The 15645-nt window shown below is 26.9% G+C and carries 15 protein-coding genes; 4 read left to right on the forward strand and 11 right to left on the reverse strand.

Annotation, left to right across the window (positions count from 1 at the left end; genetic code table 11):
• Positions 1–107: 107 nt before the first annotated feature.
• A complete protein-coding gene (gene aspD / locus JNUCC81_RS16090) occupies positions 108–1736 on the reverse strand; it encodes an aspartate 4-decarboxylase (protein ID WP_454094390.1) in 1629 nt (542 codons plus the stop codon).
• A gap of 283 nt (positions 1737–2019) precedes the next feature.
• Between aspD and JNUCC81_RS16095 the strand changes: the two genes are divergently transcribed.
• A complete protein-coding gene (locus JNUCC81_RS16095; RefSeq protein WP_454094391.1) occupies positions 2020–2457 on the forward strand; it encodes a hypothetical protein in 438 nt (145 codons plus the stop codon).
• Between the two features lie 89 nt (positions 2458–2546).
• Here JNUCC81_RS16095 and JNUCC81_RS16100 read toward each other — a convergent pair whose 3' ends face one another.
• The 7 genes from JNUCC81_RS16100 to JNUCC81_RS16130 form a co-directional block, all read right to left on the reverse strand.
• Positions 2547–3413, reverse strand: a complete 867-nt coding sequence (locus tag JNUCC81_RS16100; protein ID WP_454094392.1) for a GNAT family N-acetyltransferase — start codon at positions 3411–3413, stop codon at positions 2547–2549.
• Between the two features lie 104 nt (positions 3414–3517).
• Positions 3518–4114 (reverse strand): FMN-dependent NADH-azoreductase, encoded by a 597-nt coding sequence (locus JNUCC81_RS16105; RefSeq protein ID WP_454094393.1) that lies wholly within the window; start codon positions 4112–4114, stop codon positions 3518–3520.
• Positions 4115–4201: 87 nt separating this feature from the next.
• Positions 4202–4924, reverse strand: coding sequence for a DUF434 domain-containing protein (locus JNUCC81_RS16110; RefSeq protein WP_454094394.1), 723 nt, complete (start codon positions 4922–4924; stop codon positions 4202–4204).
• 20 nt (positions 4925–4944) lie between these two features.
• Positions 4945–5205, reverse strand: a complete 261-nt coding sequence (locus JNUCC81_RS16115) for a pirin-like C-terminal cupin domain-containing protein (RefSeq protein ID WP_454096412.1) — start codon at positions 5203–5205, stop codon at positions 4945–4947.
• A gap of 228 nt (positions 5206–5433) precedes the next feature.
• The gene (locus JNUCC81_RS16120) at positions 5434–6204 is read right to left on the reverse strand and encodes an ABC transporter ATP-binding protein (RefSeq protein WP_454094395.1); all 771 of its coding nucleotides are present in this window, start codon (positions 6202–6204) and stop codon (positions 5434–5436) included.
• A 2-nt stretch (positions 6205–6206) separates the two neighbouring features.
• Complete coding sequence (locus tag JNUCC81_RS16125; RefSeq protein WP_454094396.1) at positions 6207–7232, reverse strand: FecCD family ABC transporter permease; 1026 nt, start codon at positions 7230–7232, stop codon at positions 6207–6209.
• Entirely contained in the window at positions 7232–8236 is a 1005-nt protein-coding gene (locus JNUCC81_RS16130) for a FecCD family ABC transporter permease (protein WP_454094397.1), read from the reverse strand. Before JNUCC81_RS16130 ends, JNUCC81_RS16125 begins: the two co-directional genes overlap by 1 nt.
• Positions 8237–8374: 138 nt before the next feature.
• On the opposite strand from JNUCC81_RS16130, the gene JNUCC81_RS16135 reads away from it, so the two are divergent.
• Positions 8375–9328, forward strand: coding sequence for an ABC transporter substrate-binding protein (locus JNUCC81_RS16135; RefSeq protein WP_454094398.1), 954 nt, complete (start codon positions 8375–8377; stop codon positions 9326–9328).
• Between the two features lie 579 nt (positions 9329–9907).
• Here JNUCC81_RS16135 and JNUCC81_RS16140 read toward each other — a convergent pair.
• The 3 genes from JNUCC81_RS16140 to JNUCC81_RS16150 all read right to left on the reverse strand — a co-directional run bounded on the left by JNUCC81_RS16140 (position 9908) and on the right by JNUCC81_RS16150 (position 13386).
• Entirely contained in the window at positions 9908–10381 is a 474-nt protein-coding gene (locus tag JNUCC81_RS16140; RefSeq protein ID WP_454094399.1) for a L,D-transpeptidase, read from the reverse strand.
• Positions 10382–10538: 157 nt separating this feature from the next.
• A complete protein-coding gene (locus JNUCC81_RS16145; RefSeq protein ID WP_454094400.1) occupies positions 10539–12638 on the reverse strand; it encodes an FtsX-like permease family protein in 2100 nt (699 codons plus the stop codon).
• The gene (locus tag JNUCC81_RS16150) at positions 12631–13386 is read right to left on the reverse strand and encodes an ABC transporter ATP-binding protein (RefSeq protein WP_454094401.1); all 756 of its coding nucleotides are present in this window, start codon (positions 13384–13386) and stop codon (positions 12631–12633) included. The genes JNUCC81_RS16145 and JNUCC81_RS16150 overlap by 8 nt, the downstream gene beginning before the upstream one ends.
• Positions 13387–13620: 234 nt before the next feature.
• On the opposite strand from JNUCC81_RS16150, the gene JNUCC81_RS16155 reads away from it, so the two are divergent.
• Both JNUCC81_RS16155 and JNUCC81_RS16160 read left to right on the forward strand, forming a co-directional pair.
• Positions 13621–14322: a LytR/AlgR family response regulator transcription factor gene (locus tag JNUCC81_RS16155; protein WP_454094402.1), complete on the forward strand. Its 702-nt coding sequence runs from the start codon at positions 13621–13623 to the stop codon at positions 14320–14322.
• An 8-nt stretch (positions 14323–14330) separates the two neighbouring features.
• Positions 14331–15602, forward strand: a complete 1272-nt coding sequence (locus JNUCC81_RS16160; RefSeq protein WP_454094403.1) for a sensor histidine kinase — start codon at positions 14331–14333, stop codon at positions 15600–15602.
• Positions 15603–15645 lie beyond the last annotated feature (43 nt).

Raw genomic sequence — 15645 nt, forward strand, 5'->3', positions numbered from 1 at the left:
TAATATATAACGATATTAAGAGAGGATTTGTGACTTATTTATATATTAAATTTATTTAATTTAAAAAGATATTTTTTCTAATTAATTTACAATTTAATATTTTAAATCTATCTAGATTCTTTCCAATCTCTAGCATACTCATCAAATAAATTATTTATGGCTTTTCCTATTTCAATATATTGTTCATCCTTTAAATTTGCAAGAGAAACACGAATTGACCAAGTTGGCCCTTCAAATCCACCACCATTTAATAATACTATACTATGTCTTTCAGCTAATTCAAATAAAAACTCTATAACATCTCGCTCTTTTTCTAGGTATCTTGCAAAATCTTCTCCATATTTCATTTTAGCCCAAATTAATAAATCATATTGATTATAATAGGAAGTACTATGCGGGTCTACTTTAATTGGCAATCCAATCAAGTTATTATATAATAATTGCTTACGCTTTCTACAAATAGATTTTGTTTTTTCTTTATATCGGTTATCACTATCTAATAATGCAAATATTGAAAAGATTGCCATTTGAACTTGTAAAGGAGTTGATAATCCCGCAGTATGATTTAGAGCCACTTGCCTACTATCAGCTACTATTCTATCTATAAATTTAATTTTTTCTGGTTCAGTAGTTAAAGATGAATATCTTTCTGCAATTATATCTTTTTTATCATTTGGTAGTTCTGATATTAATTTATTAAATATATTATCTTTAGCAAGTGCTATAACGCCTAACCTCCAACCAGTTACTCCAAAATATTTTGAGAAAGAGTATACACCCAAAGTATTAAATGGCATTGTAACCATTAAAGACTTAAAATTATCTGCAAATGTTCCATATACATCGTCTGTTATAATTATTAAGTTTGGATTTTTTTCTTCAACAATTTTCTTTAAGTAATTCATTGATTCTTCGTCCATTGCAACTGATGGTGGGTTACTTGGGTTAACTATGCAAAGGGCTTTTATACTAGGGTCGGCAAGTTTATCTAATTCTTCTTTAGGATATTGCCAAGTATGTCTACCTTCTTCACTCATTGATGATGCACGAACTTCTACCACATCAAATTTATATCTAGGTAAATCTGGTATATCTATATATGGCGTGAAAATTGGAACCATTAACGCTAATTTATCACCTTTATTCATTAAATAATTCGCTATTAATGAATCAAATATGTAGCACATTGCAGCAGTACCACCTTCTACTGCAAAAAGATCTTGTGTTGCATCTTTTGAGTTGCCACCCATTTCTTTAATTAAGTATTCTCTTACTACTTTTTCAATTCTAATTAACATACGATCCGGTACTGGGTAGTTATCACCAATAATACCATCTACTAATTCAAATACCCATGAGTCTGGTTCAAAGTTATGTTTTTCTATACCATAATCTATAATTTTATCTAATAATTCAATCCCTTCTACATCTTTACGTTCATTGTAATAAGCTTTAAATCTATCATATATACCTTGTTTTTCTGGCATACCAGCTAAATCACCATCACACCAAACTCTTTGACTTTCGTGTACTGCAAATTGTCCTAATGTAAAAAATGATTGTCTTGGAGTCGATGCCGTCCAGTTCGGATTTCCTCTTCCTGCATTAAGTAAAACCCTTACACCTTTTCGCTCTGACTTTTTAGCTAAATTTATTAATTCATCCTTTAATTCAAAAGGGCTTAATGTCTTGACTTTTTCTATTAGTTGCTCTCTTTTAAGTTCTCTATCATCCATAAATTTTACACACTCTTTCTTTTAATAATTATCAAGATCTTATGCGAAAAATAATATAATTACTTAACTTCAAACTATTAAACTCATATTTTAGTTACTATCAAAACTATTGTTTCCAACTATTTATACATTATCCAAGCTATATATAAATTATATTTAGCTTCTATGTTAAAATTCCTCTTATTATGTCTCCAAAATATTGGTAATCTCATCTTCGCATAGTTAAATATTAATAACATATACTATTTATGATTACATAATATTATTTTTTATGGAGGTATATATGAAAAAACTATTGGTTTCGACACTCTGCTTTTTATTACTTTTTACAAATATTTCATTTGCCAATCCAGTTCTAGTTGAAAAATCAGTTAAAGATTTAGATATGGTCAATAATAATATGAATGTTCTATTTAAAACTATTTTATCTAAAGAAAATCTTAGTAAGGATGATATTTTTAAACAAGTTGCATTTAATGATTCTATACTATCTGAAAACTCTAATAAAATAATTACAGCATATTCTAAAGAAAATAACCTGCATATAAAGAGGACTTATTCTTCAATAATGTATATTAGTTCCTTATATCAACTAGGTTTATCTAGTTTATTAGTTTACTTAGATGATACAAGTCAACTAGATTATTTTCTTGATGCCAGTGCAAGTGCCGTTTCTGCAAATACTCTACTTTTACAACTAAAATCTGATATAAAAAAATAAATCAATAAAACCGTATCATCTATTTTTGACACGGTTTTATTTATTATAGATAAAATCAAACAAATTAAATTATATATTTAAATAATACGTTACTTAACTTCCATCCAATATCCTAAAATTGATTTATCTTTAAATCCTCTGTTTTTGTACATATTATAGGCTCTTTGATTTTTTTTAATAACAATTAATTCAATATTTTCTACAGATTTTTTATTTAAAAAATCTATTGCTGTTTCCAATAAAGATTTACCATATCCTTTTCCCCTATATTCCTTACATAACCCAATGTCAAATAATCCTCTATCTTTTTCTATTTCAATATTCATAAATCCTATAATATTATTATCTTTAACCACCATAAAGAAATGATTATTTTCATCAGATTTATTTATGTATTTTTCTATATCTGTAATATAATGGTATATTCCATGGGGCATATCGCTAAATGAATCATTAATTATATTTAAATATATTTCTTTATTTTCATTACTTAATTTAATTAAATCTAAAGTCTTTTCTCTTAATGATTTATCATCTAAAGTCATACTAAGAGAAATATACTCTTCTTTATGCCCTAAATTTTCTAGTATTCTAAGGCGTTCTTTATTACCTGCGCATAAATATATTGAAGTAGGATTATGTTTTTTAGCTATTTCTATTGCTGCATTAGTTAAATCTATTACAACCAATTCCTTATTTTCAAAATCGTCTAATATCTCGTGCGAATATATATAAACAGTTCCAAGTTCTTTACAAACCTCTAGAACTATAGATACTTTCCCAACCACCTTATTATCTATAAAACAAAATAAACTTCCCTTCCCATATCCATTTACCTTATTATTAAACAAATCCTCAATTTCATCTAATGATTTTTCTGAATCCCCATTTCTATTAACAAACTTATAAACTTCATGTTTTTCTAAATTACTTAAATCTGAATACCCCTTAATCATATATATCACCCCTATTATTAGTCTCCACTAAAATTTCATATAATATTATAATAAAGTAAAGCTCTAGAAATATTTCTAGAGCTTTACTTTATTATAAAAATTAATTAAAATTTGCTTGCTATCTCTTTAGCTTGTTTTTTACCATTTTCTATTATTTCATTTATATCCACAACACCAGTGTCTGTATTATCTAATGCTATTGTTTTCATATCTGTAATTCCGAAAAATCCTAGTATAGTTTTTAAATATCTATCACCCATTTCATATGGTGAATTATTATAATCTCCACCTCTAGATACTATATGAACAGCTTTTTTATTATTTAAAAGTCCAACTGGCCCTTGTGCTGTATATTTAAATGTTATACCTGATACACTTACATAATCTATATATGCTTTTAATATTGCCGGTATACTTAAATTCCACATTGGAGCTGCAATTATGTATTTATCAGCTTCTGCAAATTGGTAAGCATATTTTAATTTTGGATGATTTTTACTTTCTTCATCTTTAGAACCAAATAATTTTTCTAAATCTTCCGGTCTTAAAAAATCTATATTTTCCTTATATAAATCTAATGTTACAACTTCATCATTAGGATTATTTTTTTTGTATTCTTCCACAAATTCATCTGAAACTTTAAATGTTCTTGATTGACCTTCTGGTTTAATATTCGCTTTTATATATAATACTCTGCTCATTTTATTTCTCCTTTTAATTGAATTTATATAGATTTATATCTTTCTTAAAATGCCTTAATTTTGTTTATATAATATATAGATACCCATTTACTTATATTTTCCATCTAAATTTATAATATTTGCATCTTTTATATATTCATCAATTATGCTTTTTCCTATATTAAAATAGCTTACACACTTATCAAGTATTGCCGCATCAGTACTAACTACTCTCTCTAGTTTGTCTAAAATAACATCTGCATTATTTACTAATTCAACTTCAGTTTTAATTTTCCAACTGTTAGCATAATCTAATATTTTGTACTTTAAGTTTCCAGAATTAGAAACTGGTGCATCTAAGTAAAATTTAATTTCTTTACAATTATATTTTTCTAAAAACTTTCCTATTAAGTTTAAAGTTTCATCTGTCTTATCAATAATTTTATAAGTTCCTCTTAGCCCTGCCAAATCTCTAATATTATTATCGCTACCTAAAATTAAAGTTCCTCCGGATAACGCAACCTCAAGGGTTATTATCAAATTAAATCCATCTATATATAAACATCCATCATTTATTTTATCTATAGAAAGATTTTTTGACTTTCTTATTATTATTTTTTCCTCTATACATATTGATCTTTTCAATGCATCCCTTTGCCTAGATGAAAATTGGTATCTATCCCCAACAAAATTTACTACTGGGTCTATTTTATAATCTCTATTTATTAACCACTCAATTTCTTCTTTAGCTTTTTTTAATCGTATTAATTCTTTATCAGAAAACCATCTTTTATCATTTTCATCAAATCCTCTTCTAGATACTTTGCCCATGCCACCCTCACCACCGGATTCTATTTGTATAATGTTTTAATTAAACTACGAAATATTTTAAAATCAAAGGTTCCAAACTTTCCAAAATCAAAGTCATCGTATGCTTGTATTATTTCTTCTTTTGTATTCATTACAAATTGACCATGCGTAAATATTGGCTCTCCACTTAATACAATAACTAGTGATTTTTCAGTAATTGATTCTAATATAATATTCCCATCTACATTATTAAATAATACAAAATCACTTTCTTTATATGTAGAGCCATCATTAATTTTTATTTCCTAATTTAAAATTAATAATCTTGTATTAAAATTACCCGGTTCATCTAGTAATACTATATAAATTTTAATAAAAGTAAAAAGCTATTAATTAAATAATTAATAGCTTTTATTATACTTAAATAATTTACATTACTAAGTCCATCTATCAGTAAATATATATTCTTACTTTCTTCAGTTATTTTTCCTTGTTCACTCTGTCTCCATATCAATCTTCTCGTTCTAAATTTATATAAAAGGTACACATAATTTACAATTATCTATAGGTGAATCTATAAGTTTACAGTTAACTCCAAATACATCTTTTATAAGATTTTCATTTATAATATCACCTTTATGGCCTTTAGCAAGTATATTTCCATTTTTTATTGCAACTATATTATCAGCATATTTTAAAGCATGATTTATATCATGGATAACCATTACTATAGTTCTGTTTTCTTTTTCATTTAAATCTTTTAAAATATTTAAAATTTCTAATTGATATTTTATATCTAAATGATTTGTAGGTTCATCTAAAAGTATTATATCTGTATTTTGTGCTAATGCTAATGCAATCCAAGCCCTTTGCCTTTGTCCACCAGATAAGCTATCTAAAGTTCTATCTTTATCATCTATAAGGCCAACTTTTTTTATAGAATCTAGTACTATTTCTTCATCTTTCTTACTCCAAAATGATAGTAAATTATGGTATGGATATCTTCCTTGTTTTACTAAATCATAAATAGTTAAATCTTCTGGAGCATTACTACTTTGAGGAAGCATTGCTAATATCTTAGATACTTCTTTTGAAGGCATTTTAAGAATATCTTTATTCTCCATTTCTATAGATCCATTTTTAGGCATAAGTATTCTTGCTATAGCCTTTATTAATGTAGATTTTCCACATCCATTAGAACCAATTAATGCTGTAATCTTTCCTTTTTCTATATCTAAATTTATATTATCTAATATAACTTTTTCATCGTAACATAATTTTAAGTCTTTTGCTTTTATCATTTTTATCTCCCCTTTGAATATTTTCTATTTTTTATTAAAAGATATATAAAGTAAGGTGCTCCTATTGAAGCTGTAAAAATACCTATAGGTAAATCTTGTGGGTAGAATAACCATTTAGAAGCAAAATCAGCTACTAAAGTTATTATTCCACCTATAAGTATTGAAAGGGGAATTAAATTCTCAAACTTTGAATCTACAAGTTTTCTAGCAATATGAGGTGCTATTAAACCTACAAAGCCTATACCTCCTCCAATAGTCACAGCACCTGCTGTTAATCCTGCTGAAATACATAAAAGTATTAATCTACTTTTACGTAAGTTATTTCCAAGAACTGTTACTACATCATCATCTAATTGATGTAGATTTAAATCTTTTATAAATATTACTGCCATTATAGCGAAAACAAAGAATGTTGCCGTTATCATTATTACATGACTCCAGTTTGACCCATATATAGTACCTGTTATCCAAGTTGTTGCTTCTTTTATAAATATTACTGGTCCATTTATAATAAGGATATTAGTTAAAGCTTTACAAATAGCCGAAACTCCAATTCCTATTATAATTAATTTACTTGTTGAAGTAGATTTTCCATACATGAAAAAAATAAATATTAACGCTAAAAATGAAAATGCAAAAGTAAATATTGGCATATACAGTATTGATGTTGTTAATGAGTTATTTTTAGGATCTGTAAAAATAGTTAAAAATACTAATGCACCAACAGACCCACCATTTACTATTCCTAATATATCAGGTGATGCTAAAGGATTTTTAACTACTCCTTGAAGTATAGCTCCAGCTAATGCTAAAGATGCTCCAACAAAAAATGCAACAAGAACTCTTGGTAATCTTATATTCATTACTAAAACAGAGGAAAATCCCGTATCTATTCCTACTATGCTCTTTAATACATCTAATGGATTTACCATTACTTCTCCAAATCCTAAAGAAAATGTAATAAGTAAAGCTGTAATGAATAGTAAAATACAACTTAGCTTAATAGTTTTTTTGCTAACATTAATCATTAATTATTCCTCCTTTTCGCAATATATATAAAGAATGGACCACCTATAAGTGCAGTTAATGCACCAACTGGAACTTCTTTTGGATAAATTATAAATCTTGACATTATATCTGCAAGTAATAATATAGCTGAACCAGTTAGTACAGAAAAAGGTATAAGCCATCTATAATCCGTCCCAATAAATTTGTGTACTATGTGTGGAGTTACAAGCCCAATAAAAGCTACAGGACCTGCAAGTGCTACTGATACGCCTGATAAAACTGCAACCATGGCTATTATAACTATTTTTAAATGTAGTGTTTTCATCCCTAAAGACCTAGCCATTTCTTCTCCTAATGAAAATACATTAAGCTTTTTTCCAATTAATAATGTTGATGCTATTGCTATTAATATTATTGGTGCAAACTGAAGAATAAGCTCTATTTTTTTACCTTCGACAGAACCCGTCATCCAGTATACAACTTGTTCTAGGGCAACGTCATTTTTATATAAAATACCTTGTGTCAAAGAAAATAATAATGCAGCTAAAGCAGTTCCTCCTAGCGTTAAATCCATAGGCCTTACATCCTTAAAAAGACCTCCTGATAATATAAAAACTAATGCTGAAGCAAATAATGCTCCAAAGAAAGCTACCCATGCAAGACCCATCGTAGATATTTGTGGTATATAAGTCATAGCTATAACTAAAGCAAATACTGCTCCAGAATTTATCCCCAGTATACTTGGAGAGGCTAATTTATTTCTTGTTAGTCCTTGAGTTAAAAGCCCTGCTACTCCAAGGGCACCTCCAACTAAAAGAGCATTTAAAGTTCTTGGAACTCTAGATGTTTTTATAATTATATGCTCTTGAGAATTATTGAAGTTTTTATATGCATCTATAACCATATCGTAAGATGTATGTATAAAACCTTTAGTAATGCTTAGATAACATAATATAAAAATTAGTGCTGTTAACATCAGAAGTAATACAGCTTTACCTTTATTACTTTTTGAAAAATTTTTCATACATTTTCCTCCATTTTATTTTATTGATAAAAATTATCATTTTTTATTGATATTCTTTTTCAATTATGATATCATAACTGCATCGATATATCTACAGTATTCGACAAAAAACATAAAGTAATAGGAGGATTATTACATATGCAAAAAAAATTGCTATCTATAATTTCATTAAGCGTAATAACTATGGGCTTACTTGCTGGATGCTCAAGCCCATCTTCAGATAAAGCTGAAGATACATCAAAAGGAAAGACTTTATCTATACAAGATGCTATGGGAACAGCAGAAGTTCCTACAGATCCTAAGAGAGTTGTTATATTAACTAACGAAGGTACTGAAGCTCTTCTTTCTCTTGGAGTTAAACCAGTAGGAGCTGTAACTGGTGTTACTGGTGAATGGTATGACCATACTAAAAAAGAATTAGAAGGTGTTAAACCTCTTGGAAAAGAAAAATCTATAAATATAGAGGCTGTTGCTGCTTTAAAACCAGATTTAATAATCGGTAATAAAATGAGACATGAAAAAATATATGATCAATTAAAATCAATAGCTCCAACTGTTTACTCAGATACTATAAGAGGTGCATGGAAAGATAATTTCAAATTCTATGCTAAAGTTTTAAATAAAGAAGCTGAAGGTGAAAAAGCTATAAAAGAATATGAAGATAAAGTAACTTACATACAAAATAATTACAAAGATAAATTAGATAGTGAAGTATCACTAGTTAGATTTATGGACGGAAAAACTAGAATATATCTTGGAGATACTTTCGCAGGAACTATCCTTAAAGAGATAGGATTTAAGAGACCAAAAGCTCAACAAGGAACAGAGTTTGTTAACGAAATCGGTAAAGAAAGATTAAAAGAAGCTGAGGGAGATGTAATGTTCTACTTCACTTATGAATTAGGTGATGGTAAAGGACTTGCTAGAGAAACAGAATGGATAAATGATCCATTATTTAAATCTTTAGATGTAGTTAAAAATAACAAAGCAATCAAAGTAAATGATACTATATGGAATACAGCTGGTGGTATAAAAGCTGCTAACTTAATGATTGATGATTTAACTAATACATTAAAAGAAGGTGAATTCTAAACCTTAAGTAAAAAGACACCTATATTTACAGGTGTCTTTTTCAAATCTGAATAAAAATAATAAACTCCCTATAACCCCTCATACAATAGATTCATAGAAAAATATATTTATACCAAGTATTCCATTTATAATCATCAAATTTCTGAGATTCTACAGAATTGAATGCATAAAATATCGCTACTACAAATATCAATGTTAAAAAGTATATAGCATAATCTCAAAAGCTTCTTTTTACATTCTTTATTGATAAATCTAAGAACATCACTAGAGTCACCTTGTTTTATAAAATAATTTTAACCTAATTTGTAATTTGCTCATATTGATTCAGTTTTCATTAGCCTTTCAATTTTTAAATAAAATGTTTTGTTGAACAAAAAAGTATCTAGTCTTATACTACATTCTTAATTGCAGCTCCATTATTACCTTGGAACAAATATAACTTATAGAACTTGAGTTTATTCTTAAATCTATCTTAGTTGTAATGTTCTTATATATGTATATACCGATCTCCGTTAATTTTTCATAAGTTCTATTATTCTTCTGTATACCTTCTTAAAAATAATTTATCTAAATTGTAATTTAATTAATAACTATTGTACTATCTTCAGGTACATTATCATATATCCACTTAGCATTCTCTGTAGCTAATCTTATACATCCATGACTTATTGCCACCCCTAACCTACCATCTTTTATATATATACCCTTTCCATCATATAGTATTGAATGGTAATAGTAATCATCTTTTATATTAGTAGCATATTTTACTGAAGTATTTTCATCCCCTATAGCTGGATATTTAACTCCTACAGAAAAAACACCCTTTGGACTAGGTGTTGAAGGCTTCCCAACTGTACAACTCCATTTATATAATAATTCCCATGCGTTATTTTGTTTTATATATATATAAGTAAGCTTATTTTGGGTAGATGTAATTATTAAGTAATCCGTTGGACTTTTGATATTATTATCATTTACGAATTCGGTCATATTCGTATTAAATTTACTATAATTTAATGCTCTATTGTACATTAGATTCCTATAGTTTTTCATAAAAATTCTCCTTTACTTTTTTAATGAAGTAATTCCACTCATATAGCTTCATAGTATATAATACTTTCTATTATAAAATTGGTTACTAAACCATTTACATTTTATTAGCAAATAAAAATACCCCAGAATATTATCTGAGGTATTAAAATATATAATATTAAATATCTGCTATACGTTTAACTTTTGAAAGTGAAAACTTATAAGTTATAAACATAAATAATATTGTTACTAATATAATAAATAGTCCAACTAAAAGACCTAACATCTCTCCATATGTTATAGATCCATCTCCACCATTTCCATAAAATATCATAAAGAACATCATGTATATAAAAGCACTTCCTATTACTGTAGGATATATAAACACCTTAGCAAGCTGTTTCTTTATATTATTTTCAATATATTTATTACTTGCCCCAAGCTTTTTAATATCTGAAAATAATTGCTTATTATCAAGACCAATAGTTACTGCTCTAGTATAAGTTATTATTGCCACAGCCGCAAAACAAATTATAGATATATAAGTAAATAACATAAGAAATACTGCCATATTTTTCAGTATATCCTGACTCTCTAAAGGTTTAAAGCTAGGATAATACGCCCAATCATTAAAAAGTTGAGTATTATCAGGCGAAAGATCTATCTTAGTTCCATAGTAGTATTCATCACCTTTTTCTTTTGCTACTTTCTCTTTGTATTCATCATAAATTGTATCAAAAGCAACATCATCTGAACTTCTTTTTAGAATTTCATTTTTTAATTCTTTTGCAAATAAATATGTTTCCTCCGGATTTTTTACATTAAATAATACATATTTATCATATTTTTGGTCTGGCAAATCTTTCGAAAGTCTTTCATAATCTTCATCTGATATTATATATTTTTCTTTATAATATTCAGATACAAAAGGTCTAAATGATGTAGTTCCTGCAAATTTTACTTTTTCTGATTTTCCTGTAACTGGGTGAGTTATTAGGTCTAGGTCATCCCATTTATTCCAAATACTTTCTGAATCTCCATCAAGTATAATTCTTTTGTATTCTCCTTGTTTTATATCAACATTTTGTCCTGAAATTCTATTAAATTCACTTTCTTTAAAAAACTCATTGTGCTGCCTTTTTTCAACATAATCGTTTGTAAGCATATTATTTTCATCAGACTCTCTATAGTAACCATTTGTAACAAGTGATATTGCATCTGTTTCATAATAATCAGTTATTGAAACATTATTATCATTAGCAAGTGAGTATATCTCATCTTTACTTATTTGATTTTCACTTCCTTTATAATAAAAAGAATAATCTATTGGGTTATTTTTAATGTCTACAATTAAGTTAGAAATCATTGTTGGTACGTAAAATGATGCAAACAATCCTCCTGCAATTAAAAATGTGATAACACACATATTTTTAACAGTTTGTCTTCCTGAAAATCTCATCATATTTGTTGATATAATATTTTTATAATATTTTTTTGGATTCTTTCCTTTTTTACTATAAGTTACTGCATGAAGCATTATCATATAAATACCTACAAGTGATAATATGTATACTACATTCCATATAGACGGCATAAGATATCCAAACACCCTAACTACTATACTTGGAACTAAATATCCTAAAAATATACCACTAATAACTAGAATCCAACCAACTATACCACACCAAGGTTTAATATCTTTAACAACTTCAGATTTACGTTGTTCATATATAACATCCATAATATTACTTCTTTTTATAAACTTTGTTCCATTTATAAAAATACAAAGTGTTACAAAAATACAAAATCCAATTCCAAATACAAGACCTGTAGCTCCAAACTGATATGCCATTTCTTTAGTGTCTACAATAAATATTTGGAAAAGTTTCCATATTCCATATGATGTTGGAATACTAAGAATTACTCCTAAAGCCAAACATAAAGGAATAATAAATATAAGTTCTTTTAGAAGTAATTTCTTAAGCTTTGATTTTCTTTCTCCTAATGCCATTAAAATTCCAAACTCACGGCTTTTATATTTAAAAAATAAAGAAGATGCATAAGTTGTAAATACTGCACATCCAACAATAGCTATGGAAAATATCATAAAACCTTGTTTTCTACTGTCTCCACCTGCTGGTAAAATGTTTAATACCGTAGGGCTAAAAAACATTAAAGCATATGAAGTAACAAGTAACACTGATAAAGTTATACAAAATACAAGTATATAGTAATTTTTTATACTGTTTTTTCTAAGCTTTGATATAATCTTATTCATTGTCACTATCATCACCTCCTAGTTTTTTTAATGTATCAAGAAGTTTATCCATAAACTCTATACGATTTCCGCTTCTTGTAAGCTCAGTGTATACTTTCCCATCTTTAAGAACTATAACCCTATCACAAAATGATGCTGCAAAACTATCATGAGTTACCATAAATACAGTTGCTTCAAGCTTACATTTAGCTTGAACAAATGAATCTATAACTGCTCTAGCCGATTTACTATCTAAGTTTCCTGTTGGCTCATCAGCTAAAATAACATATGGATTATTAATAAGTGCTCTTGCAACAGCGCTACGTTGCTTTTCTCCACCTGAAATTTCTGCTGGATACTTATCTTTAATATGTGAAATTCCAAAAGTATTGCAAAGCTTATTTGCAAGTACTTCCATTTTAACAACATCTTTATTTGCTATAATTTGTGGTAAGCATATATTTTCTATTACACTTAATCCATCTAATAACATAAAATCTTGAAAAACAAATCCAAGTTTTTGGTTTCTAATATCTGCAAGTTTTTCTTCATTTAGTCCAGATATGTTTTCTCCTCCCAGTAATATTTCGCCTTCTTCAAATGGTATAAAGCAAGAAATACTATTTAAAAGAGTTGTCTTACCACTTCCTGATGGTCCCATAACCGCTACAAACTCTCCCTTTTTCACCTCAAAAGATATATTTTTTAATACATCATAAGTTACATTTCCTGTTTTATAGCTTTTATATAAATTCTTTACTTTAAGCATAAATTTACCTCCTAATATTTATAATTTTTATTATGTATCTCAAATAAGTCATCACTTAAAATAATTCTTACTGAGTTTCTTTATATATTAATTGTAAGGTAATCTATATAAATTAAATATTAGCCTAAATGTAATCTTTGGTACTTATATTGTAATTTTCGGTAAATGAATTCATCTATAATAGAAAGCTACTATTTCAAATGATATAATTTAAAATATAAGGGGGTAGAGTTAATGCTAAAAATTGCAATATGTGATGACGAAAAGTCTCAGCTTAATTTATTAAAAAATATATTATCTATACATATGGACTTAAAGGGGTTAGATTATAAAATTTATGAGTTTGAATCTGGGGAAGATCTTATTGATTCTATAAATAATGAAAACTACGATATTATATTTTCAGATATAGAAATGAAAAATTTAGATGGTATTGAAACAGCCAAAAATATAAGAATACACAATAAAAAGTCTGTCATTATATTCGTTACTGCATATCCTGATTTTGTTTTCCAAGGATATGATGTTAAAGCTTTTAATTATATATTAAAGCCTTATAAGTCTGAAAAAATAGGACAAGTTTTAGAATCTGCTCTTGAAGAATTAGATTATATTAAAGATAAATTTTATATTGTTGAATTAAAATCAGGAACTAAAAAAATAAATTTAAATAATACTATTTATTTTACAAGTGATAAACGTAAAGTAAACGCATTTACTTTAACTGAGAATATAGATTTTTATGATAAGTTAGATGCTCTTGAAAATAGTCTACCTTCTTTCTTTGTAAGAATACATCAACGTTATCTTGTAAACATTAACTTTGTTTCTTCTGTTGAATCTAATAGTTTAACTATAAACGGTGAAAACTTACCTATAAGTCGTGGTAGGTATAATTCATTTATGGTTGAGTTTGCAAAAATAATGTTAAGGTAGGTGTAATTATGAACCTTATAATTGAAAATCTCAATTGGTTAGTATCTTATTTTATTACAAGTTTTTACTTTTATAAAGTAATTAATAGCTTTTGTGATGTTAAAGATAGTAAAATTGCTAAATTAGTTTCTTTAATTGGAGCTTATTTTATTCCAAATGTAATTATTTATGCTTCTGATATTGTAAATGTAGGTTATACTATGATTGGTTTTATTTTAATGATGGTTATTTTTTATAAAGGTAGCTATATTAAAAATATTTCTGTTGTAATGATTTTTTATCCTATTGTAGTATCCTTAAACTTGCTTGTAAAAGATATTCATGGAAAAATATACTTTTTTTTAGACGAAACATTGTTTATAGATTACTTTACTACTACTCTTGAAATGGGCATTATTGCTCTTACATGGTGTTTAATTTATAATTTTTCAAAAGATAAGCTTAATAATATAAGCAGATACATTGATATAAAAACATGGATTATGATTGATATTATATGCATAGCCCCTTTCATTTCGATTATAGTAACAATTATAAATACTCCTAATTCAAATGTACTTCAAGCATACCCAATTGCAATTGCATGTATAGCAACAAGCCTTAGTATGATTTTTCTTATTGAGTACATTGTTAAAAGCGTTAAAAATAAACTTGAAATTCAAAATTTTAAACTTGAATATAGCTACTATAAAGAACTTGAAGAAAACCAACTTGGAATACGAAAACTTCATCATGATATGAATAATCATTTATCTGTAATATATTCGTTTTTAGAATATGATAATTTAGATGGTGCTAAGGATTATTTTAATGGGCTTTCAAATAAGTTTAGGTTAAGTAATAGGGTGTTTTGTAAAAATAGTATAGTAAATGCAGTAATAAATTCAAAGTATAATTTAGCAATTGAAAATAAGATTGATTGTTTTTTTAATATTGATATAAATAATATTCTTCCAATAGAAGATATTGATTTGTGTTCTATTTTTGCAAATACACTTGATAACTCTATTGAAGCTTCACAAAAAATAGGTGATATATCAAGCAGAAAAATTTCTTTAAAAGCACGCTGTGATAAAGGATATTTTAGCTACTCTATTACTAATAATTACAACGGTGATATTAAGCTTAATAATGAAAAGTATATCTCAACTAAATCAGATAATAAAATGCACGGTTTTGGGCTTGAAAATATAGGTGACATAGTAAGAAGATATAATGGTACACTTAATATTACTTATTCTGACCTTGAATTTAGTGTATTAATTATAATAAAAATTTAGGCAAAAATAAAAAAGTCCTATATTAAGATACCTTTATATCATC

The organism is Faecalimicrobium sp. JNUCC 81 (genome assembly GCF_053667625.1).

Coding starts and splice junctions, on each gene's coding strand:
- aspD (WP_454094390.1), bottom strand. CDS start 1,736: ATGGATGATAGAGAACTTAAAAGAGAGCAACTAATAGAAAAAGTCAAG.
- JNUCC81_RS16095 (WP_454094391.1), top strand. CDS start 2,020: ATGAAAAAACTATTGGTTTCGACACTCTGCTTTTTATTACTTTTTACA.
- JNUCC81_RS16100 (WP_454094392.1), bottom strand. CDS start 3,413: ATGATTAAGGGGTATTCAGATTTAAGTAATTTAGAAAAACATGAAGTT.
- JNUCC81_RS16105 (WP_454094393.1), bottom strand. CDS start 4,114: ATGAGCAGAGTATTATATATAAAAGCGAATATTAAACCAGAAGGTCAA.
- JNUCC81_RS16110 (WP_454094394.1), bottom strand. CDS start 4,924: ATGGGCAAAGTATCTAGAAGAGGATTTGATGAAAATGATAAAAGATGG.
- JNUCC81_RS16120 (WP_454094395.1), bottom strand. CDS start 6,204: ATGATAAAAGCAAAAGACTTAAAATTATGTTACGATGAAAAAGTTATA.
- JNUCC81_RS16125 (WP_454094396.1), bottom strand. CDS start 7,232: ATGATTAATGTTAGCAAAAAAACTATTAAGCTAAGTTGTATTTTACTA.
- JNUCC81_RS16130 (WP_454094397.1), bottom strand. CDS start 8,236: ATGAAAAATTTTTCAAAAAGTAATAAAGGTAAAGCTGTATTACTTCTG.
- JNUCC81_RS16135 (WP_454094398.1), top strand. CDS start 8,375: ATGCAAAAAAAATTGCTATCTATAATTTCATTAAGCGTAATAACTATG.
- JNUCC81_RS16140 (WP_454094399.1), bottom strand. CDS start 10,381: ATGAAAAACTATAGGAATCTAATGTACAATAGAGCATTAAATTATAGT.
- JNUCC81_RS16145 (WP_454094400.1), bottom strand. CDS start 12,638: ATGAATAAGATTATATCAAAGCTTAGAAAAAACAGTATAAAAAATTAC.
- JNUCC81_RS16150 (WP_454094401.1), bottom strand. CDS start 13,386: ATGCTTAAAGTAAAGAATTTATATAAAAGCTATAAAACAGGAAATGTA.
- JNUCC81_RS16155 (WP_454094402.1), top strand. CDS start 13,621: ATGCTAAAAATTGCAATATGTGATGACGAAAAGTCTCAGCTTAATTTA.
- JNUCC81_RS16160 (WP_454094403.1), top strand. CDS start 14,331: ATGAACCTTATAATTGAAAATCTCAATTGGTTAGTATCTTATTTTATT.